The organism is Amycolatopsis sp. NPDC005232 (genome assembly GCF_040607795.1).
Taxonomy (GTDB): domain Bacteria; phylum Actinomycetota; class Actinomycetes; order Mycobacteriales; family Pseudonocardiaceae; genus Amycolatopsis.
This window is the reverse complement of record NZ_JBEXHL010000002.1, coordinates 59,453-79,457: the sequence shown is the minus strand read 5'-3', so window position 1 is coordinate 79,457 and position 20,005 is coordinate 59,453. Positions and strand designations below refer to the sequence as shown.

The 20,005-nt window shown below is 68.4% G+C and carries 18 protein-coding genes; 6 read left to right on the top strand and 12 right to left on the bottom strand.

Going from position 1 to position 20,005, the window contains the following annotated elements; genetic code table 11:
- Window positions 1-19 precede the first annotated feature (19 nt).
- The gene (locus ABZU76_RS04150) at window positions 20-922 is read left to right on the top strand and encodes an SDR family oxidoreductase (protein WP_354864919.1); all 903 of its coding nucleotides are present in this window, start codon (window positions 20-22) and stop codon (window positions 920-922) included.
- A gap of 217 nt (window positions 923-1,139) precedes the next feature.
- Window positions 1,140-2,579 (top strand): amino acid permease, encoded by a 1,440-nt coding sequence (locus ABZU76_RS04145; RefSeq protein ID WP_354864917.1) that lies wholly within the window; start codon window positions 1,140-1,142, stop codon window positions 2,577-2,579.
- A 305-nt stretch (window positions 2,580-2,884) separates the two neighbouring features.
- Here ABZU76_RS04145 and ABZU76_RS04140 read toward each other — a convergent pair whose 3' ends face one another.
- The 4 genes from ABZU76_RS04140 to ABZU76_RS04125 are packed head-to-tail and all read right to left on the bottom strand — an operon-like array spanning window position 2,885 to window position 6,973.
- Window positions 2,885-4,345 (bottom strand): cytosine permease, encoded by a 1,461-nt coding sequence (locus ABZU76_RS04140; protein ID WP_354864915.1) that lies wholly within the window; start codon window positions 4,343-4,345, stop codon window positions 2,885-2,887.
- 23 nt (window positions 4,346-4,368) lie between these two features.
- Window positions 4,369-5,292 (bottom strand): PfkB family carbohydrate kinase, encoded by a 924-nt coding sequence (locus ABZU76_RS04135; RefSeq protein WP_354864913.1) that lies wholly within the window; start codon window positions 5,290-5,292, stop codon window positions 4,369-4,371.
- A complete protein-coding gene (locus tag ABZU76_RS04130; RefSeq protein ID WP_354864911.1) occupies window positions 5,289-6,278 on the bottom strand; it encodes an ADP-ribosylglycohydrolase family protein in 990 nt (329 codons plus the stop codon). The genes ABZU76_RS04135 and ABZU76_RS04130 overlap by 4 nt, the downstream gene beginning before the upstream one ends.
- Window positions 6,275-6,973 (bottom strand): GntR family transcriptional regulator, encoded by a 699-nt coding sequence (locus ABZU76_RS04125; RefSeq protein ID WP_354864909.1) that lies wholly within the window; start codon window positions 6,971-6,973, stop codon window positions 6,275-6,277. Before ABZU76_RS04125 ends, ABZU76_RS04130 begins: the two co-directional genes overlap by 4 nt.
- 149 nt (window positions 6,974-7,122) lie before the next feature.
- Here ABZU76_RS04125 and ABZU76_RS04120 point away from each other — a divergent pair, with 149 nt between their 5' ends.
- A complete protein-coding gene (locus ABZU76_RS04120; protein ID WP_354864907.1) occupies window positions 7,123-7,545 on the top strand; it encodes an Hsp20/alpha crystallin family protein in 423 nt (140 codons plus the stop codon).
- Window positions 7,546-7,792: 247 nt separating this feature from the next.
- The gene (locus ABZU76_RS04115; RefSeq protein WP_354864905.1) at window positions 7,793-8,437 is read left to right on the top strand and encodes a hypothetical protein; all 645 of its coding nucleotides are present in this window, start codon (window positions 7,793-7,795) and stop codon (window positions 8,435-8,437) included.
- 115 nt (window positions 8,438-8,552) lie between these two features.
- Here the strand turns inward: ABZU76_RS04115 and ABZU76_RS04110 are convergent, their stop codons facing one another.
- Both ABZU76_RS04110 and ABZU76_RS04105 read right to left on the bottom strand, forming a co-directional pair.
- Window positions 8,553-9,350, bottom strand: a complete 798-nt coding sequence (locus tag ABZU76_RS04110) for an SAM-dependent methyltransferase (protein ID WP_354865963.1) — start codon at window positions 9,348-9,350, stop codon at window positions 8,553-8,555.
- 75 nt (window positions 9,351-9,425) lie between these two features.
- Complete coding sequence (locus ABZU76_RS04105) at window positions 9,426-10,028, bottom strand: TetR/AcrR family transcriptional regulator C-terminal domain-containing protein (RefSeq protein WP_354864903.1); 603 nt, start codon at window positions 10,026-10,028, stop codon at window positions 9,426-9,428.
- Between the two features lie 63 nt (window positions 10,029-10,091).
- Here ABZU76_RS04105 and ABZU76_RS04100 point away from each other — a divergent pair, with 63 nt between their 5' ends.
- The gene (locus ABZU76_RS04100) at window positions 10,092-11,723 is read left to right on the top strand and encodes an FAD-dependent monooxygenase (RefSeq protein ID WP_354864901.1); all 1,632 of its coding nucleotides are present in this window, start codon (window positions 10,092-10,094) and stop codon (window positions 11,721-11,723) included.
- A gap of 119 nt (window positions 11,724-11,842) precedes the next feature.
- Here the strand turns inward: ABZU76_RS04100 and dusB are convergent, their stop codons facing one another.
- Complete coding sequence (gene dusB, locus ABZU76_RS04095) at window positions 11,843-12,988, bottom strand: tRNA dihydrouridine synthase DusB (RefSeq protein WP_354864899.1); 1,146 nt, start codon at window positions 12,986-12,988, stop codon at window positions 11,843-11,845.
- A gap of 485 nt (window positions 12,989-13,473) precedes the next feature.
- Complete coding sequence (locus ABZU76_RS04090) at window positions 13,474-14,514, bottom strand: alcohol dehydrogenase catalytic domain-containing protein (RefSeq protein WP_354864897.1); 1,041 nt, start codon at window positions 14,512-14,514, stop codon at window positions 13,474-13,476.
- Between the two features lie 360 nt (window positions 14,515-14,874).
- Here ABZU76_RS04090 and ABZU76_RS04085 point away from each other — a divergent pair, with 360 nt between their 5' ends.
- Window positions 14,875-16,224 (top strand): MFS transporter, encoded by a 1,350-nt coding sequence (locus ABZU76_RS04085; RefSeq protein ID WP_354864895.1) that lies wholly within the window; start codon window positions 14,875-14,877, stop codon window positions 16,222-16,224.
- Between the two features lie 58 nt (window positions 16,225-16,282).
- Here the strand turns inward: ABZU76_RS04085 and ABZU76_RS04080 are convergent, their stop codons facing one another.
- From ABZU76_RS04080 to ABZU76_RS04065, 4 genes are read right to left on the bottom strand one after another with little or no spacing between them, the layout of a single operon-like run.
- Complete coding sequence (locus tag ABZU76_RS04080; protein WP_354864893.1) at window positions 16,283-17,527, bottom strand: LLM class flavin-dependent oxidoreductase; 1,245 nt, start codon at window positions 17,525-17,527, stop codon at window positions 16,283-16,285.
- A gap of 31 nt (window positions 17,528-17,558) precedes the next feature.
- On the bottom strand, window positions 17,559-18,320 hold the full coding sequence (locus ABZU76_RS04075; protein WP_354864890.1) for a glucose 1-dehydrogenase: 762 nt from the start codon (window positions 18,318-18,320) through the stop codon (window positions 17,559-17,561).
- A gap of 12 nt (window positions 18,321-18,332) precedes the next feature.
- Window positions 18,333-19,106 carry an alpha/beta hydrolase gene (locus ABZU76_RS04070; protein WP_354864888.1) on the bottom strand — a complete coding sequence of 258 codons (774 nt, stop codon included), beginning with the start codon at window positions 19,104-19,106 and terminating at the stop codon, window positions 18,333-18,335.
- Window positions 19,107-19,123: 17 nt separating this feature from the next.
- Window positions 19,124-19,921, bottom strand: a complete 798-nt coding sequence (locus ABZU76_RS04065; RefSeq protein WP_220245006.1) for an SDR family oxidoreductase — start codon at window positions 19,919-19,921, stop codon at window positions 19,124-19,126.
- Window positions 19,922-20,005: the final 84 nt, after the last annotated feature.

Here is a 20,005-nt window from a genome sequence, read left to right as displayed (position 1 = left end):
CCGTGTCACACTCGATGTGATGGCTGATCTCCGGAACCGGGTAGCTCTGGTGGCCGGCGCGACCCGCGGCGCCGGGCGCGGAATCGCGGCGGCCCTCGGCGAGGCCGGCGCGACGGTGATCTGCACCGGCCGCAGCAGCTGTGAACGCGACGGCCACTCCGACTACGACCGCCCCGAGACGATCGAGGAGACGGCCGCGCTCGTCACCAGCCTCGGCGGCACCGGCGTGCCCAGACAGGTCGACCACCTCGACCACGAGCAGGTGCGCGTGCTGGCCGAACGCGTGCGCCGTGAACACGGCCGGCTCGACGTGCTGGTCAACGACATCTGGGGCGCCGAGCGGCTCAAGGGCGGCCCGGCCGACTGGAACACGCCGATCTGGGAGCACGACCTCGACGACGGCCTGCGGATCCTGCGGCTTGGCGTGGAAACGCACCTCGTGACCTCGCACTACCTGTTGCCGCTGCTCGTTTCGCGGCCCGGTGGGCTCCTCGTCGAGGTCACCGACGGCACGTTGGAATACAACGCTTCCCAGTACCGGATCTCCGTGTTCTACGACCTCGCGAAGGCCTCGGTGAACCGGCTCGCGTTCTCGCAGGGCCACGAGCTCGCGGCGCGCGGCGGCACGGCCGTCGCGATCACGCCGGGCTGGCTGCGTTCGGAGATGATGCTCGACAACTACGGCGTCACGGAGGAAAACTGGCGCACCGCGCTGGATTCCGGGCGCCCGGACGGCCTTCCGACTGCCCCGCCGCCCTTCGCGCAGTCCGAGTCGCCGCGGTACGTGGGCCGCGCGGTGGCGGCGCTGGCCGCGGACCCGGAGCGCGCGCGGTGGAACCAGCGGTCGGTGAGCTCGGCGGAGCTCGCTCGCGAGTACGGCTTCACCGATGTCGACGGCTCGCAGCCGGACAGCTGGGCTTGAAACGCGTTTCGCGGTTTCCGGTACGGGAGTCCGTGAATTTCGGCATTATCGGGCACATTTGAGAATGGCTTGAGGTTCGCAGCTCAAATCAACCCTAAGTTATCGCCGCTCCCGTTGCGGCCGGATGCGGTCCGACCACATCATGATCTGGCACGACACAGTGGTCGGCCGACCCTGCGTCACGACACGCACTTTGTTGTCAGAACAGGGGAATCACATGTCGCCCTCGGATCAGACGGCGGTCGCCGAGCCGCCGGAAACCTCGTTCAAGCACGAGGAAGCCGGGTACCACAAAGGACTGAAGAACCGTCAGGTCCAGATGATCGCCATCGGCGGCGCCATCGGGACCGGCCTGTTCCTGGGCGCCGGCTCGCGCCTGCACAGCACCGGTCCGGCGCTGGCCGTCGTCTACGCGGTCGCCGGGATCATCGCGTTCTTCGTGGTCCGCGCGATGGGCGAACTGGTGATGCACCGGCCGTCTTCCGGATCCTTTGTGTCCTATTCGCGTGAATTCCTCGGCGAGAAAGCCGCGTTCTTCGCCGGCTGGATGTACTTCCTGAACTGGGCCACGGCGGGCGTCGCCGACGTGACCGCGGTGGCCAAGTACACGCAGTTCTTCTGGCCGGACCTGCAGCAATGGATTCCCGCGCTCATCGCGTTGTTCGCGATCCTCGCGGTGAACATGGTCTCGGTGAAGCTGTTCGGCGAACTCGAATTCTGGTTCGCCGCCATCAAGGTACTCGCGCTCGTGGTGTTCATGGTCGTGGCGATCTTCGTGTTGATCAGCCGAACGCCCGTCGACGGAGTGGTGACCGGCCCGAGCCTGATCACCAGCAATGGCGGCGTGTTCCCGACCGGCGTGCTGCCCGCGTTGCTGATCCTGCAGGGTGTCGTGTTCGCCTACTCCGGCGTCGAGATGGTCGGCGTGACCGCCGGCGAGACCGCCAACCCGCGCAAGGTCATCCCGAAGGCCGTCAACTCCGTCGCCTGGCGCATCGGCATCTTCTACGTGGGCTCGGTGCTGCTGCTGGTGATGGTGCTGCCGTGGACGGCCTACAAGAGCGGGGAGAGCCCGTTCGTCACGTTCTTCTCCAAGCTCGGCATTCCCGCGGCCGGCGGCATCATGGACGTCATCGTGCTCACCGCGGCGCTGTCCAGCGTGAACTCCGGTCTGTACTCCACCGGGCGCATCCTGCGGTCACTCTCGATCGCCGGCTCGGCCCCGAAGTTCACCTCGAAGATGAGCAAGAGCGGCGTCCCCTTCGGCGGCGTGCTCCTGACCGCGGCGGTGTACGTGCTCGGCGTGGTGCTCAATTTGGTGGTGCCGGGTGAGGCCTTCGAGGTCGCGCTGGAGTTCTCGGCGCTGGGCATCATCGGCATGTGGTCGATGATCGTGATCTGTCACCTGGCGATGACTCGCAAGGCCGCGCGCGGAGAGATGTCCCGGCCTTCATACCGCCTGCCTGGGGCGCCGTATACGAACTACGTGACGCTGGCGTTCCTCCTGCTGGTTCTCACGATGAGCTGGTGGGGCGGCACGACCGGGCGGATCCTGATCTACAGCATTCCTGTGCTGGCGTTGGTTCTGGTCGCCGGCTGGCTCGGTGTCCGAGGCCGCGTCCGCCGCCTGGCGGCAGCGCGGGTCGAGGAGAGCTGACTCTTCTGGGCCTCCGGCACCCTCCCCGCCGGAGGCCCAGTCGCTACCTGGCAGCACCTCGTCCCATCGCCCGCGAGTTCGGGCGCCACCTGCCGAACCCGGTATCGTCCACAGTGGACTTGACCGGGAACTCGCCGATCATCACGCAGGCGTGGGAACTCGTAGCTGCCAGGCGAACGGCCACTGCTCCTACGAGTTCACTCACGGGTTTGAAACCCGGCCACAGCGCGAGATCGCGCCGGTTTCTGGATTCAGCGGTGCGATCGGCCCCCCGGCCGATCAGACCGCTGAATCCAGAAACCGGCTCACAGGCGATCTCGCCGCCTCGGCGAAGCCGAGGCAGAAAACACCGTCACCACGAAACCGAGCGCCAGTGCCACGAGCACGCCGAGGTTCGCGAACGCCCACGAGCCCTCGCGGCCGCCGAGGCCGAACGGCGCGAGCAGGTAACCCTGCCAGTGCAGCCAGCTCGCCGACGCGTTGGTGACCAGACCCCAGCCGACGGCCGTCGCGACGACGATCAGGGCGATGGGCCCGAAGCGCACGTCGCCGTACCGGCCGCGGCGGTCGTAGAGGTCGGCTTCGGCGTAGTCGCGGCGGCGCAGCAGCACGTCGGCGAGCATCACGCCGCACCACGCGGCCACGGGCACACCGAGCGTGGTGAGGAAGCCCTGGAACTGGCCGAGGAAAGTGCCGCCGAAGAAGACGATGTAGACGGTGCCGGCGATCATGATCACGCCGTCGATCAGCGCCGCGACGTAGCGCGGGATCCGCAGGCCCGCGGACAGCAGCGACAGGCCCGAGGAGTAGATGTCCAGCACGGCGCCGCCCACCAGGCCGAGCACGGCGACGATCGCGAACGGCACCAGGAACCACAGCGGCAGGATCGTGGTCAGCGCGCCGATCGGGTCGGCCGCGATGCTCGAGTTCAGTTCCGGCGACGAACCCGCCAGCAGCAGCCCGAACACCAGCAGCACGAGCGGCGCCACCGACGCGCCGAACGTCGTCCAGCCGATCACCCCGCGCCCGGACGACGAGCGCGGCAGGTAACGCGAGTAGTCGGCCGCCGCGTTGACCCAGCCGAGCCCGAAGCCCGTCATCAAGAAGACGAGCGCGCCGATGAACTCCTGCGCGGAGCCCGCCGGCAACGCGCTCACCGCCGACCAGTGCACGTGGCCGGCCACCAGGATCACGTAGACCACGGTCAGCACGCCGGTGATCCAGGTGATGATCGTCTGCAGCCGCATGATCAGGTCGAAACCCATCACGCCGCTGAGCACGGTGAGCCCGGCGACCACGATCAGCGCGATCACCTTTGTCGTGCCGCCGCCGCCCCAGCCGAGCCGCTCGAACACCGTTGCGGTGGCCATGGTCGCGAGCGCGGTCAGCACTGTCTCCCAGCCGACGGTGAGGATCCACGAGATCGCCGACGGCAGGTGGTTGCCGCGCACGCCGAACGCCGCGCGCGAGAGCGTCATCGTCGGCGCGGAGCCGCGTTTGCCCGCCACCGCGATGAAGCCGCAGAGCAGGTACGAAAACACGATCCCGATCACGCCGGCGATCGTCGCCTGCCAGAACGAGATCCCGAACCCGACCGCGAACGAGCCGTAGCTGAGCCCCAGGATCGACACGTTGGCGCCGAACCACGGCCAGAACAGATCCCTTGGCCGGCCCCGGCGCTCGGCGTCGCCGATCACGTTGATGCCGTGTGTCTCGACCTTGAGCCGGCTGCTTGTTTCCGGTGCCTGTTGTTCGGTCCTGGCCATGGTGCCCGCCTATCTGAACCTGTTCATATTTGGTCGGTGCGACGGGAGAAGCCGCCCGTGTCGCCGTCAATATTCCGCCAGAACTCGTTCAGTTCCGCACATGTTGGCGCGGTGGCGGGTCCGTGTCGGGTTACGGACATCGCGGCGGCGGCGTTGGCCCGGTGGGCGGCTTGCAGCAGGTCGGCGCCGCGCAGGAGCTCGGCGGCCAGGACGCCGCAGTGGGTGTCACCGGCGCCGTTCGTGTCGACCGCGGTGACGGGGAAGCCGTCGATCCGGGTGGTCTCGCCGCCGTGGTGGATCGTGCAGCCGGCGGGGCCGTCGCGGACGATAACGGTCGTGCTCTCGGCGAGCGCGGTGACGTCGAGCGACTCGGCCTCGCGGGCGTTGCAGCTGATGAAGTCTACTGTGGACAACAGGGTGCCGAGAGTGCGTGGGTCCAGTTCGGACACCAGCGGACCGGGGTCGAACAGCACCCGTGACCCCGGCAGATCCGGCAGCCAGCGCAGCAGGGCGTCGCGGTTCGCGGCGTGCAGGAGGCTGTAGCCGGTGACGTACACGAGGTCATCGGGCGCGGCGGCGACGCGCGCGAGCTGGTCGGCGCGCAAACGGCCCTCGGCGCCGGTGCCAGTGGCGAACGTCCGCTCGCCTGAGGGGTCCACGAGCGCCACGACGACGCCGGTGTCGCCGCTGACGGTGGGCTCCTGCGCGATCGTGATGCCCTCGGTCGCCAGCGCGGCGCGCACGAGGTCGCCGAAACCGCCAGTGCCGTGCGTGCCGGCGTAGACGACCTCGGCGCCCGAGCGCGCGGCCGCGGCCATCACGTTGAACCCGCCGCCGGGCAGCAGGTTCGTGGACGTCGCCAGCACGTCGCCCCCGGCTGCCGGCAGTTGCGGCACGGTGAGGACGAGATCGACGACGACCTGTCCCGTGTGGATCAACCGGCTCACGGGATGGTCCTGCGCACGGTGACGAGGCCGTCGACGAGCGGACCGAGGTCGAGGCCGTTCACCCTGACCACGGTTTCGGCCAGCTCGGCCGGGATCTCTTCGCCGCACGCGCCGAGCAGCGCCCCGCAGATCGCGGCGACGGTGTCGGTGTCGCCGCCCAGCCTCGCGGCCGTCGTCAGCGCGTCGGCCGGGTCGAGCACCTCGGCCAGCGCGAACGCGGCGACCACGGACTCCTGCGCGGACACGGAAGTGCCGATCACGTCGGCCACGGCGTCGTCCAGCTCGGTGCGCCGCAGGCCCCGCACCCAGTCGCGCGCCCAGTGGATGCGCGCGGCGACGCTGCCGCCCGCGCTCCAGTGGCCTCGCGCCGCGCCGAGGGCGGCCGCGCGTTCGGCCAGGTCGAAGGCGTTCATGCGGTTCGCTCCGTCGACACCCGCTGACACCGCGGCGGCGACGGCGGCCGCGGCGGCGAGGCCGAGCGAGGTGTTGTGCGTGACGCGCGCGGTCTCAGCCACGGCGTCGACGAGCGTGGTCAGGTCGTCGACCGGGGTCGCGATGCCGACCGGGGTCACGCGCATGGCGGCGCCGTTGGTCGTGCCGCCGCGGCCGGCTTTTTCCGGCGGGACGCCGTTTTCCAGCAGTGACAACGCTTTTTTCGTCGACGGCCCGAGCAGATCGGCCGAACCGCGGCGGATCATGTCGGCTTCCCAGGCCAGCAGCGCGTCGGCGAAGACGCGCGGCTCGACGTGGCCACCGCCGGCCACGAGCAGGCGCGCGAGCAGCAGGGCCTGCTCGGTGTCGTCGGTGATCGTGCCTGCGGGCAGGCCGGGTGCGATGGGCTGCGCGGCGATCGCGTCGCGGAAGCCGTCGATCTTCCCGTACGCGGCGCGGATCTCGGCGCGGCACATCGACTGCGTCGGCATGCCGAGCGCGTCACCCACGGCCAGGCCGGTCAGCGCGGCGAGGGCGCGGTCTCGGGGGCTCATCGTCGGCCGAAGGAGAGGTGGAAGCTGAAGCGCGCGGGATCGAGCAGGCTCACGACGTGCTCGACGAGGCGGGCATCCGCGTCGAGCGACGTGCGCGTGGCCTTGAGGAACAGCTCTCCGGCCGGGCGGCCGAGCAGCGCGGCAGAAGTGGCGTCGAGCGGCTGGGCGGTGATCCACTGGTCGCCGCCGACGGGCTGCAGGCCGGCTTCGCGCAGGGTGGCCGTGATGGAGCTGTCGACCAGGCGCAGCTCGGCCAGCGAGCCGACGGGCGGAAGGGTGGCTTCTTCGAGGGAGACGCCGCGGCCGGTCTCGTCGCGGCGCAGCCGTTTCACGCGCACGAACTTCGGTGTGGTGAACCGGCGAGTGAGTTCAGCGTCCTCGACCTCGGTGATGCCGAGCAGCTCGGTGGTCACGGGCGCGCCGGAGTCGGCGAGCGCGCGGGCCCAGCCGATGCCCTGGTCGAGCGTGACCCCGTCGAATGTCACGAACGACCCCACGCCGGCGTGGGTGGCAATGAGCGCTTGATGTTGCAATTCCACCAGCGCGCTGCGCACAGTGCCACGGCTGACCTGGTACTGCTCGGCGAGCTGGTGCTCACCCGGCAGCTGGTCCCCGTGGGCGAGCCGGCCCGAGCGGATGAGCTCGCCGAGGTCGCCGACGAGCTGCTGTTTCTTTCCGCCCACGTACATGTTCATACCTGTACACCTGCTGGTGGCCGTCTGACAAGTCTCGGCTGTGATGTGCGTCTATCGGGAACAACTAAGTTGAGTTGGTCGTTGTCAACTTCGTAAGGTCCGGTCAGCCGCCCAGGAGCTGATCGAGGCCACCTGAAGGAGGAACGAAGATGTTGATCCGGACCGACCCGTTCGCCCAGTTCGACCGCCTGACCCAGCAGTTCTTCGCCGGCCAGCCCACCAGCACGCCGCGCACGATGCCGATGGACGCGTACCGCAACGGAGACGAGTACGTCGTGCAGTTCGACCTCCCGGGTGTGGCCCGCGAGTCGATCGACGTGAGCGTGGAGCGCAACGTGCTGACCGTGAAGGCCGAGCGCGCCGCCGCCTTCGGTGAGGACGCCCGCGTGCAGGTCTCCGAGCGTTCGCGCGGCAAGGTTTCGCGCCGCCTCGCCCTCGGCGACACCCTCGACACCGACCGCGTCGCCGCGGAGTACGTCGACGGTGTGCTGACCCTGCGCATCCCGGTGGCCGAGAAGGCCCAGCCGCGCAAGATCACCGTCGGTGGCGAGCCGCAGCAGCTCGAGAACTGAGTTCCAGAAACATTTCGCGGCCCCGTCGCTCCTCTTGGGACGACGGGGCCGAATCATGTCTGTCTACAGTGGATCTTTCTGCTGGGGATTCTTCCAGGCAAGTACGTTGCCCTGCCTTGCCTTCACGGTGTGGTGTGGCCGCAGTCACATCAAGATCGTGAACCGTTCACCGGATGGGACCCGTGTCTGCGGGTGTCCGGCACCGAGGTGCGGAGCCGGGAAACCCGACAAGGTTCTGGAGAATCCCATGCTGCGCAAAACTGTTCTCTCCCTGGCCGCCTTCGGTGCCGTCGCCGGCGCGGTGCTCGGCGGTGCCGGCATCGCCTCCGCTTCACCCGCCACCTCCGGGGCGAGCGGCATCCTCGACTCGGGCATCAACTTCTCGGAACCGCAGGGCTCCCAGGGCATCGGCGGCAACGGCGGCGAGTGCATCACTGTCAACATCCCCGCCACCGGTTCGCTGCAGAGCTTCGGCGGCACGATGACCCTGTGGACCGGCGCGGACTGCAAGACCGGCGACGCCGCGGTCATCACCGACAGCGTTGCCAACTTCCCGGCCACCTTCGGCGCCGGCTTCGCCCACGTCCAGTCCATCTTCATCGGTGACAACGCCCCCGCGAAGCCGCCCGTCGCCGGCGCCAGCGCGATCATCGACTCGGGCAAGAACTTCTCGGAGCCGCAGGGCTCGCAGGGCATCAACGGCAACGTGGGCGACAAGGTCAACATCAACATCCCGGCCACCGGCTCGATCCAGTTCGTCTCCGGCACCTTGACGCTCTACGCCGGCCCGAACCTGACGGGCAAGTCGCTGGTCGTCACCCACGACGTCGCCGACCTCGCAGCCCTCGGCTTCGGTCAGGTGCAGTCGGTGCTGATCGGTGCGGCCGCCTGATCTTTCCCCACTCGCGAAAGGCCACTCCGACGTCCGGAGTGGCCTGTCGCTGTTTATCCACAGCTCCCTGTGGACAACCTGGGGACAGCTTGTGGAGAACGTGGGAAACCACAGGTCAGAGCTTGCGCCCGATCCCGGCGGCGATGATCCGGTGGGCGACCGTGAGCGGCTTGAGCTGCGAGCCGTCCGGCCACCAGTGCACGAGTTCGGTGATGCCGGGATCAACCATCTCCAGCCCGTCGAACAGCTCCTCGATCTCGGTGCGCGTGCGCCACGCCGCGCCGCCCAGTGAGCCGCGCGCGACGGCCCGTTCGAGTTCGCGCATCACCGCGGCGTCCTCGGATTCCGGGTCGAGCAGCTGGGAGATGATCACGTAGGACCCACGCGGGAGAGCGTCGATGTACTCGCGCATCACCTCGGCGGGCGCGCTGCGCTCGCCTTTGTGGTGGTGCAGCGTCGCGACCTGCGAGAGCGCGATCGGCTGGCGCCAGTCGAGGTGGGTGCGCACGGTCTCGTTGTCGAGGATCGAGCGCGGGTCGAAGATGTCGCCCTCGACGTAGCGCGTGAGATCGTTCTCCTCCAGCTGCGCGCGGCCGTGGGCGGTGATCACGGGGTCGTTGTCGACGTAGACGACCTTCGACTCCGGGTTGAGGCGCTGCGCCACCTGGTGCACGTTTTCGGCCGTCGGCAGGCCGGAACCGCAGTCGACGAACTGGGTGACGTCGGTCTGTTTGGCGATGAACCGCATGGCGCGGATGAGGAACGCGCGGTTCTCCTTGGCGACCTCGACCACGTCCGGCAGCGCGGCGGCCATCTGCTGGCCGGTCTTGCGGTCGATCCCGTAGTTGTCGCTGCGGCCCAGCAGGTAGTCGTACACGTGCGCCACGGAGGCCCGGTTGGAGTCGACCCCCACGGGAGCGTTCGCATCGCGCTCGTCCTCCCAGAAGGTCGTGTCGGCAGTCACGCCGAGAGCAGCCGCAGGGGCAACTCAGGGGGCTGCGGGGCGGGTCGCGTTCAGCCCGGCGAGGACGACGCCGAGCGCGTAGCGGAAGTCCTCAGCCGGGGTGGCACCGGCGGCTCGGCGGTCGCGTAAGCCTTGCGCCATCAAGGGAAACGGGATCTGCACGGTTTCGTCGGGCCTGGTCTGGTCCTCGACCGCGCGGCCGAGGACGAAGTGGACGAACACCCCCGCCGCGCGCGTCGCGTCGGCGAGCGGGAACCCCGCCCGGTGCAAGACCTCGACGGCGCGCTCCGCGAACTCACCCAGCGATCGGGCCACGCTCAGGTCGGCGCCGATCGCGATGCTGGGCCCGTCGCGGTGGCCGAGGAGCGCGGTGTGCAGCGCTTTGCCCGCTTCCTCCAGCCACTCGAGCCAGGGCACGGTCTTTTCCGGCAGCCGGCCGAGGACGGGCTCGACGATCGCATCGGTCATGTGGTCGAGCAGCGCGCGTTTGCTGCTGAAGTGCCAGTACAGCGCGGGCGCCTTGACGCCGAGCTCGCCGGCGAGCCGCCGGACGGTGAGCTTGTCGAGCCCGTCTTGCTCCAGCTGGGCCAACGCGGTGCGGACCGCGTCCGGTACGTCGATCGGCATGCCCCTTGACCCCTTAACTAGTTCAGGTGCAGAGTAGCACTTAACAAGTTAAGGAGATTCCTCATGGACGCAGACGTCATCATCATCGGAGCCGGCCCCATCGGCCTCCTCCTCGCCGCCGAGGTCCAGCTGGGCGGCGGCCGCGCCGTGGTGCTGGAACGCCTCACCGAACCCTCGCGTGATCGCAAGGCCCGCGGCATCGGCCCCTTGGCCACCGAAGCCCTCTGGCGCCGCGGCCTCGGCCCCCACCTGTCCGCCGCGGACCCCGGCGGCGCCCGCGACTTCACTCGCGACCACGGCACCGAACTGGGCCACTTCGCGAACATCCACAAACTCGCCCCAGACCCACACCGCCGCGGCACGCGCATCTGGCAGCCCGACCTGGAACGCCTCCTCACCACCCACGCCGAGTCTCTTGGTGCACGGATCCTCCGAGGTCACGACGTCGTCGCCCTGGAACCCGGAGCCGACAGCGTCACCGTCATCACCCACACGTCCACCGGCGAACACCGCCTGCGCGCCCCCTACCTAGTCGGGTGCGACGGCGCACACAGCCGCGTCCGAAAACTCACACCCTTCGCCTTCCCCGGCACACCACCCCTCCTCCGCACCATCGCCGGCGCCGCCACCTTCACCGGCCCCGTCCCCGCCCCCGGCCGCTATCCCACCGGCACCTTCCTCCACGGCGGCTCCCTCGCCGGCGTCACAGAACTCGCCGGCTCCGCCACGGTCGCCCCTGTCGCGCCGTCCGGCGATGGCCGCCCGTCCACCACCCCGGCTGCGGGCGGTGGTCTGGTCACCTTCGCCACCTCGACCGGCGGTGGCCGCCCGGCAGCTCCCGTCGTATGGGCCGGAGAGAGCACTCCGTTCACACCGGTGACCTCGGCCAATTCAGTCGGCGAAGGCCGCCCCGCCATCCCCGCCGCTCCAGCCGACAACCGTGGCCCGGTCACCGCCGCCGAGCTGGCCGCCGCGATCCATCGCGTCACCGGCGCCGACGTCACCGTCGACGACCTCCGCGAACCCCGCGACTTCACCGACCAGGCCCGCCAAGCCGACACCTACCGCCACGGCCGAATCCTGCTGGCCGGCGACGCCGCCCACGTGCACTCGCCCAGCGGCGGCCAAGGCCTGAACCTCGGCCTGCTCGACGCGATGAACCTGGGCTGGAAACTCGCCGCCGTAACTCGCGGCGCCGCGCCCGAGTCACTCCTGGACACCTACACCCGCGAGCGCCACCCCGCCGCGGAGGCCGTCCTGCACAACACCCGCGCGCAGTCAGCCCTCCTGGCCCCCGGCCCCCACGTCGACGCCCTGCGCGACATCGTCAGCGACCTCATGGAAATCCCCGCGGTGAACCGGTATTTCAGCGCTCTACTGTCCGGTGTGGACCATCGCTACGAGCTCCCGTACCCCGCCACCGAACCCGTCGGCCTCCACTCGCCCGACCTGGACCTCATCGACGACCACGGCGTCCACTCCAAACTGCACGAACACCTGCACTCCGGCCGCGGCCTGCTGCTGCTCACACCCGAGGCTCAAGCTTTCGCGAATTATGCGACAAACCGTGTTGAAATCCTCCCAGTGACCAACATCGGCCCAAGCCTCCTACGCCCGGACGGCATCATCGCGTGGGCAGAAGGGGACAGCGAGTCGTTGCAACTCGCACTCGACACGTGGTTTCCAGCACCATGATCAGCTCAGCGAAGTGCGAATACCCTCGCCAGCCGCGAATTATGCGACACGCCGTGTTCGAATTCCGCCAGCGACCAACACCGGCCCGCGACACCCGAAACCCAAAACCACAACCAGGCTCACCCGCCCGAATGCATGTCCTCAGCCTCGGGCACACAGTCGTCATCCGGGTCGTTCAGCCAACCGTGCGGCAGCGTCACCTTGCCAGGCGAACCCTGGCGCCCCCGGGGACCATCGGCGTTCTCCGGGAACGGCGCGTCGAAGTCGAGGCGCGCGATGAGGTCGTCGAGCTCGTCGAGGCTCGACACCATCGCGAACCCGCGCCGCAGCTCGGACCCCACGGCGAAGCCCATGAAGTACCACGCCATGTGCTTGCGCAGATCACGCAACGCCTTGGTCGCCCCGTCGTGCGCCACCAGCAGCTCCGCGTGCCGGCGCAGCACCCGTGCGACCTCGCCCAGGTTCGGCCCGGCCGGGATCTCGCGCCCCGCGAACGCCGCCTCCAGCTCCCCGAACAGCCACGGCCGCCCGAGGCACCCGCGGCCGACGACCACACCGTCGCAGCCGGTCTCGTCGACCATGCGCAACGCGTCGGCGGCGGAGAAGATGTCACCGTTGCCCAGCACGGGAATGCTGGTCACGGCCTGCTTGAGCTCGGCGATCTTCGACCAGTCGGCCTGGCCGGAGTAGCGCTGGGCAGCCGTGCGCGCGTGCAGGCTGACCGCCGCCGCGCCCTCGGCCTCGGCGATGCGCCCGGCGTCGAGGAACGTGCGGTGGTCGTCGTCGATGCCCACGCGGAACTTGACGGTGAACGGCACCCCCGCCTCGGCCGCCGCCGCGGCCGATTCGCGCACGATGTCCGCGAACAGCTTCCGCTTGAACGGCAGCGCCGCCCCGCCGCCCTTGCGCGTCACCTTCGCGACGGGACACCCGAAGTTCGAGTCGATGTGGTCCGCGAGCCCCTCACCGGTGATGATCTTCACGGCCTCGCGCATCGTCTTCGGATCCACGCCGTAAAGCTGCATCGACCTGGGCTTCTCGTGCTCGCCGAAGGTCATCATGTGCATCGTCCCGGGGTGCCGCTCCACGACGGCCCGCGCAGTGATCATCTCGCACACGTAGATGCCCGCCCCGTACTCCGCGCACAACTGCCGGAACGCGACGTTCGTGATCCCCGCCATCGGCGCCAGCACGACCGGCGGATCGACCTGGTAGGGGCCGATCTGCAGGGCGGGCTTGCTCAAGGTGGCGGTCACGTCCTCCATTGTCGCTTGTGGTGTCGATCACGTCGAGGAGGGGCAGGTCAAGACGACTTCGCCAACTGGCTGACCCGCTGGAACGAGACCCCAAGCACGTCGCCGGCCTCACGCTGCGAAAGCCCCAAAGCGAGCAGCTCTTGCACGGCTGCCGGTTCTCCGCAGCGGCCTCGGCTTGCTTGCGCTGGGCTTCTTCTCGGAGCACCTCTGCGCGGACCTGGTGATCTTTCACCGAGTCCGGCAGCTGCACCGTCAGATGAAGGTCTTTGTAGCGGAGCGCCTGAGTGGATCGGTTGATCTCGTGGACCCGGATGAGCCAGAACCTTCCGTCCCGGGTGACGTCAGCGTGATAGGTCTTCATTTCCTCCACCATCCCTTCCCCGGAAATCCCCTCGGCACATCCTTGAAGATGTGTGGTCAGGGCTAGACGCAACCGTTTATGGAGGGCTGGACAATATTCTCGATCGATTGAAGTCGACCTTGCTGACCAGGCGTCACGGCGACACCACCACCTTGATCGACGCCGCCGTATCCCGCTGCGCCTCGAACGCCGCCGTGATGTCCGCCAGCGCGAAGCGGTGCGAGATGAGCGGCCGGACGTCCACTCGTCGCGACACGAGCAGGTCGAACGCCTCCTGGCAATCGCGCGGGGTGTAGGCGAAGCTGCCGAGCAGGCGGAGCTCCTTCTGCACCAGGTCGTCGACCGGGATGCTCAACGGGTGAGCCGCGAGCGCGATCGCGGCAATTGGCGCGGCGGCGCGGGCCAGGGAGAACGCCAGCGGCAGTACGGGAGCAGCGCCGGAGCATTCGAACACCGCCCCGATCGCACCCGAACGAGGTTGGTAGGGCGACGAAGTCGTGCCGCGCGAGGCGAACAGGGAGGCGCCCACATCGTCCGTCGAGGGGTTCAACGCCTCGTGTGCCCCGGCGGAAACGGCGGCCGCGAGGCGCCGATGTGAAGTATCCACCACGATCACATCGCGGGCTCCCGCCGCGACGAGGACTTGCACCACGCATTGTCCGATTGTTCCCAAGCCGAACACCGCGATCGGCTCGTCCAACGGTGGCGCGGCGTGGTGCACCGCCCGCACGGCGACTGAAAGCGGCTCCAGAAAAGAAGCCTCCTCCAACGGAAAGTCGCCAGGCAGTACGAACAAGTGCTGCCCCACCACGGCGTTCCGCACCAGCACCTGGTCCCCGAACCCGCCGGAGTGACCTGACCCGCCAGAGCACAGGTTCTGCCGGCCTTCCGAACACCGCGGACAAGACCCGCACGGCGCCGCCGGATTCACCGCGACCCGGTCGCCGACGCGCAAGCCGGCCACGGCAGACCCCGCCGCGGTCACCGTCCCCGCGTACTCGTGCCCGAGCGGCACGCCGGGCGCGATCCACATGCCCTCGGTGTAGGAGTGCACATCCGAACCGCAGATCCCGCATGCCCCGACGGACAAGACCACATCGGACGGTCCGCACGCCGGTGCGTCGACCTCGTCGAGGGACAAGGTTTCAACCGCCTGCCAAGTGACTACGCGCACAACAGCCTCCTAAGTGGATTTACCTCGGAAAACCTGTATCGGAAACTGCCCCGGCCCAACGCAAAAGAAAGTCCTTTGTGGCCGGGATGGAAACATCGGCACCGCAACAAACCCTGAACATCGACCAACGGTAATCATGCGTTGCGCCGCACGGGTGAATCCAGAAAGATCAAGAAACTCGTTGCTGCACAGGAACTTCGTCCTGAATCGAGAAGCTCCGAAGTGGCGCTTGACACACTCTGAACCCGGGCGCAAGCTGTCTCGAACCGACTAGTCGGTCGGGAGTACTTCGGCTGAGGCACCAGTTCCGCCTCCCTATCCACCACCTGCATCCGCACCCCTGTGTCCGGAGGGTCTGTCATGTCGTTCCCCGCACCGGTAATCCGCCCCAAGCTCTTCACGGGCAAACGCGGGCTCATGCTCGCGAGCATCCTGATCGTCAACTTCGTGGTCTGGCTGGACAGCGCGAAGTTCAGCCTGCTCAACCCGTTCTGGTCCACTGACCTGCACCTTTCGCCGAGCCAGATTTCGAGCGTCACGGCGAGCTACCTGCTGGGGTACTTCCCCCTGCTGCTGCTCGCGGGCATCCTCGCCGACCGCATCGGCGCCAAGCTGATGCTCATCATCTGCATCTCCGGCGTCACGGTGCTCTCGGCGACGATGGCGTTCGTCCACACCTACAACGAGATGTGGTGGCGAAACCTGATCTTCGGCGTCTTCTTCGGATTCTCCTGGGCCCCTTCACAACGGCTCCTTTCCGTGTGGTTCCCCGGCGCGCTCGGCGCCAGGGCGACGTCGACGTGGATGAGCTCGACCCTCGTCGCCGGTGTGCTCGCGCCGGCGATCGCGCTGCCGCTGGCGAATCACCTGTCCTGGCGGGACGCGTTCATCGTCGTGGCAGCGCTGGGTGTGCCGGCGCTGGTGATGCTGGTTCTGTTCACCGCCAACAAACCCGAGAAGCTGCGCGGGATCACTCCTGAAGAAATCGCGCGCATCCACGCCGAACACCGTGGGGTCGAGGTCCGCGAGAAGCTGAGCTTCCGTGAACTGCTGCGAGCGCTCAAGAACCGCAGCATCCTCACGATGATCATCGCGACCGCACTGGCGACGACCCCGACGTGGCTCTCGGGACCGTGGCTGCCCTACGGCCTGATCACCCTCGACAAAGTCAACCCCGACACGGTGGCCTGGGTCAGCCCGCTCATCGCGATCGTGCCGGTTGCCTTCGGACTCATCAACGGCACGCTGGTGTCCCGGCTCTTCGGTGGACGCACGCGGCCGTGGCTGGTCCTCGGGCCGGCGTGCGGTGCCGTCGGGTTTCTGATGGGTGTGCTCCTGCACGATTCGACGTGGGTCCTGTGGGGATTCTTCATCGGGGCCTTCGCCTTCCTCTGCGATCCGATGTTCTGGGGCACGGTCAACAGCTACTGGGCCGGCATCGCGCGGCCGGAGGTCACCGGCACGCTCAACGGCGCGTCGGCGGCCATGCAGGTCGCGGTCGGATGGGTGATCACCGACCAGAGCGGGAAGTGGATCGACACCACCGCGACGGGACGCGGCCAGCTCGACACCATCTGGATCGTCGGTGCGATCCTGTTTGCGGTGGCCATCATCCCGGTCCTTCTGTCCAAAGAGGTACGGGTGCACCAGGCCGTGGCGGGCGACCTCGAACCGACGTTGCCGGCCCGGACCACCGACCCGGTGTCCTGACGCACACGAGCTGAAGAAGGGGCTTCCCCGCATCGCGCGGGGAAGCCCCTTCGGCGGTTCAGCCCGCGGTGACCGCGGAGGGGAAGCGTTCCGCGATCCGCTGCTGGCTCACCTTGGGCGTCCATCGGTCCTCGAGGCCGGCCCAGATGTCGCGCAGCTTCGGGATCACCTGCGTCCCGAACAGCTGGTTGTTCATCGCCGCGACCTCTTCGGACAGGTTGCCGACGTGCATGCACGTGATGAGCTGGCCGATCCGCAGGTCCGTCACGAGGTCGCGCACGCGCTGCTCGACGCGCTCCGGGGTGCCGGCGATGATGTAGCCGAGCTCGTCGTACTCCCAGAAGGACAGTTCACCGTTCTGGGCCTTCATGCGTTCCTCATTGGAGATCGTGCGCGCCCGCGTGAGGTTGGCCCGGATCGACGGCAGCGAGTTGTAGCCCGGCGGCGTCGCGAACTCCAGCGCCGTGGGGTTCTGGCGGTAGAAGTACTTCACGGCGTCGCCGTAGAGCCGCTCTGCCTCGGCGTCGGTGTCGGCGCAGCAGATGATCTGAGTGAACGCCATGCGGTTGGGGTTCGTGTCGGCGCCCTGCTGCTCGGTGTAGTCCCAGAAGCCCTTCACGATCGGCTCGGCGCTCTGCTTGCCGCTGAAGGAGAGATAGCCGTAGCAGTAGTTGAAGGCGTTGACCACGTCCCAGGTCTCCACGCTGCCGCTGCCCGGGATCCACACCGGAATCTCATCCTGCACCGGCCTCGGCCACGTGTTGACGTAGCGCAGCTTGGTGTACTTCCCGTTGAAGGGGAACGGTTCCTCGGCCTTCCACGCGCGCGTGATGAGGTCGCGGGCCTCGTGGAAGCGCTCACGGAGCTCGATGGGCGGCACGCCGTAGGAGAAGGCCGTGTCCATCGGGGTGCCGAACACCATGCCGGCGATGACGCGACCGCCGGAGATGGTGTCGAGCATCGCGATCTCCTCGGCCACGCGCACCGGCGGGTTGTACAGGGCCAGCGAGTTGCCGCACAGCGCGATCGCGGAGTTCTGCGTGGTCCCGGCGAGGACGGCGGCGATCAGGTTGGGCGACGGTGTCATCGCGAGTGATGTTTGGTGGTGTTCGTTCAACAACAGGGAGTCCCAGCCGAGGCCGTCGGCCTGCTGCATCAGGCGCAGGTAGGTGTGGTAATCCTCGTGCACCTGCGAGGGGTCGGCCACCGACGCCGGCGGCGTGACCCACGAGCTGTGCACGGTGCTGCCGTAGTCGTCGGGGAGCTTGGTGTAGTACTGCTGCGCGAACCAGTGGAACTTCACGTGCGTACCTGCCTTTCGAAGAAGTAAGGGTTCAGCCCGCTGTCATGGAGCCGCCGTCGACGCGGTAGGTCTCGCCGTTGACGAAAGCCGACTCGTCGGAAGCCAGGTACAGCACCATGTTGGCGATGTCTGAAGGCAGGCCGGCGCGCGGCGACGCTGTGCCGGCCAGCGACTTCTCCGGGAGATCGGGCACAGCGTCGAGCAGCTGCTGCGTCTGGATCACGCCCGGGGCGATCGCGTTGCAGCGGATGCCCTGACGGCCGTGCTGCGCCGCGATGTACCGCGTCAACCCGACCACGGCGGCTTTCGTGGTGCCGTACGCCGTGAGTCCGGAGCTCCCGCGCAACCCGCCGATCGACGCCATGTTCACGATCGAACCGCCGCGGCCGGCCTCGACCATGTGCGGCAGCGCGAATTTGCACACCAGGAAGATGCTCCGCACGTTTGTGGCGAACGCCCGGTCCCACAGCGCGATGTCGGTGTCGACCACCGTGGTGTCGCCGAACCACGCATCGGGACCGACGAGCGCGGCGTTGTTGTGGATCACGTCCACGTGGCCGTGGCGTTCGAGCACCGCCGCGACCATGTCCTGAATGGACTGCTGATCGGTGGCGTCGAAGCGCACGGCGCTGGCCGTGTCACCGATCTTCTCGGCCACGAGCTTGGCGCCGTCCTCGTTGATGTCCGCGACCACCACGGTCGCGCCTTCACGCGCGAGCGTGTAGGCGGTCTCGCGGCCGATGCCCGCCGCGCCCCCGGTGACCAGTGCGACCTTGCCGTCTACCCTGCCCATTTCGACGTCCTCTCACGAATCCAGGAAAGCGGTGACCACGGATACGAACTCGTCCTCCTGCTCGACCATCGGGTAGTGCCCGGCCTCGTCGATCACGGTGACCTTGGCGTCGGGCACGAGCCGCGCGAACTCCTCGGCGTACGCGGTGGTGACGAGGCCGTCGGACGCGCCATTGACCACGAGCGTCGGCGCGGAGATCAGCGGGAGCCGGCGCCGCAGGCCTCGGTCGGCGATGGGCCACATGAACTTCGTGGCCGAGCCGAGGTTTCGGGCGGAGAACAGGATCCCCGCGTGGGGGTCTTCGGGGTCGGGCACGAAGTTCGTCGGCTCCTGCTCGGGCGGACCGGCGTGCCACTTAGCGGCCTTCACGTCGGCGGCCGCGCCGAACGGGTCGAGCGAAGGCTGCTCGTCGAGCCAGATTCCGAACGGATCCACCAGCACGAGCCGCCGCACAAGTTGGGGAGCGATCACGGCGAGTTCGGCTGCGAACATCCCGCCGAGCGAGTGCCCGACGACGTCCACCTGCTCCAGTCCCCAGGAACGGACCAGTTCGCGGTGGAACAGGGCGACGTCGAGCACGTCGGTGAAGTGCTCGAACCCGGTCGACTTGCCGTAGCCCGGTAGCTCGGGCGCGAGTACTCGCCGGGACTCGGCGAGCCGCTTCAGGAAGCCGGCGCCGCCGGGGTGGCGCTCGTACCCGTGCAGGTACAGCAGGGGCGACCCGCTGCCGTCCTCCCAGAGGTCGACCTCGAACCGCCCGATGCCTGCGATGTCCAGCGTTGTCATGCGGGAACCTCCATTCCTCAGTCGGTGAACTGGCCGCCCGCCGGGTGCAGCATCTGGCCGGTGACGAACGACGATTCGGCGGACGCGAGCCACAGCACCGCGTTCGCCTGCTCGTCGGCGGTGCCGAGGCGGTTCATCGGCGTGATGCTCATCGCCGAGGAGTAGGCCGCCTCGTTGTCCTCGATGCCGGCGATCATCGGCGTGGCCGTGTAGCCGGGTCCCACGGCGTTCACACGGACGCCGGTGGTGGCGAGCTCGAGGCCGAGGACCTTGGTGAGCATCCAGACGCCGGCTTTCGACGTGCAGTAGGGTGCCGCGCCGGCGAGCGGGATCTTCGCCGCGCTCGAGGCGATGTTGATGATCGAACCTCCGTCACCCTGCTCGAGCATCTGCCGGGCGAGCGCGCGGTCGGTCATCATCACGCCCAGCACGTTGACGTCCAGCACCCGCCGGAACGCCTCGGTCGCCAGGTTCACCACGTGCGTCGCGTCGCCGTTCTGCGCGCGGGTCTCGACGTTGCTCATCCCCGCCGCGGTCGCGATGCCCGCGGCCGCCACGCCGACGTCGACCCGGCCGAACTCGGCCACCGCTGCGGCGACGAGGGCGTCGCAGTCGGCTTCGCTGGTGGTGTCTGTTCGTTTGTACACAGCCTTTTGGCCGATTTCTTCCACCAGCCGTAAGGTTTCGCTCGCATCTTGCACGTCGCCGATCACCACGTGTGCGCCCTCGCGCGCGAAGCGCACCGCGGTGGCCCGGCCGATGCCGCTCGCGCCGCCCGTGACGACGGCGATCTTGTTCTCCAGTGCCATGACCATGCGCTCGACTGTGACCTGTGGCACGCGGGTGCGACAACGGAAGTTCGTGCGCACTGCCGGCCCGCGGCATGTGCGGATTCCCAT